The organism is Streptococcus infantis (genome assembly GCF_047460875.1).
In the GTDB taxonomy this organism is placed as follows: domain Bacteria; phylum Bacillota; class Bacilli; order Lactobacillales; family Streptococcaceae; genus Streptococcus; species Streptococcus infantis_AA.
Genome location: NZ_JASHFI010000028.1, coordinates 1 through 1,050, shown reverse-complemented (window position 1 = coordinate 1,050; position 1,050 = coordinate 1). Strand labels below are relative to the sequence as shown.

Here is a 1,050-nt window from a genome sequence, read left to right as displayed (position 1 = left end):
TCGCTCCATCTTGTCCATCTTTCACAATGGATGTTTGAATAAGGGTATCAGTTCCTTCTGTATAGTTACCATCACCATCTTTGTCAATGTAGAAGGTTAGAGTGGTTTGTTTCTTATCTTCATCACGAACAGCTTTAACTTTTGGTGTTTGCCCATCTACTCCGTTTTTAACGACTGTTGTAAGGGCTGGCTTACCTTCTGGCTGAGTAATAGTAATGGTATGACTGCCATCTTGGTTGTCTGTAACAGTTACTGTTGGAGTGAAGCCATCTTTACCGTTCTCACCTTTATCGCCTTTAGGACCTTTGATGTTACCTGCTGGTTCCCATGCATTGTCCTTCTTAACGAAGACATCGCCTGTTTCAGTATTAACGAAGCTGTCTCCATCCTTACCTTGACTTGGTGTTGGATTTACCTTACCATTGAGAACTTCTTTACCATCACGACCTGACTGGCCTGTCGCTCCATCTTGTCCATCTTTCACAATGGATGTTTGAATAAGGGTATCAGTTCCTTCTGTATAATTACCATCGTTATCTTTGTCAATGTAGAAGGTTAGAGTGGTTTGTTTCTTATCTTCATCACGAACAGCTTTAACTTTTGGTGTTTGCCCATCTACTCCGTTTTTAACGACTGTTGTAAGGGCTGGCTTACCTTCTGGCTGAGTAATAGTAATGGTATGACTGCCATCTTGGTTGTCTGTCACAGTTACTTCTGGAGTGAAGCCGTCTTTACCGTTCTCACCTTTATCGCCTTTAGGACCTTTGATGTTACCTGCTGGTTTCCATTCATTGTCCTTCTTAACGAAGACATCGCCTGTTTCAGTATTAACGAAGCTGTCTCCATCCTTACCTTGGCTTGCTTCTGGATTTACCTTACCATTGAGAACTTCTTTACCATCACGACCTGACTGACCTGTCGCTCCATCTTGTCCATCTTTCACAATGGATGTTTGAATAAGGGTATCAGTTCCTTCTGTATAATTACCATCGTTATCTTTGTCAATGTAGAAGGTTAGAGTGGTTTGTTTCTTATCTTCATCACGGACAG

General features: G+C 41.7%; 1 pseudogene. It reads right to left on the bottom strand.

The features are described from left to right. A pseudogene (locus tag QM887_RS09895) lies at positions 1-1,050 on the bottom strand (YSIRK signal domain/LPXTG anchor domain surface protein); the annotation flags it as partial.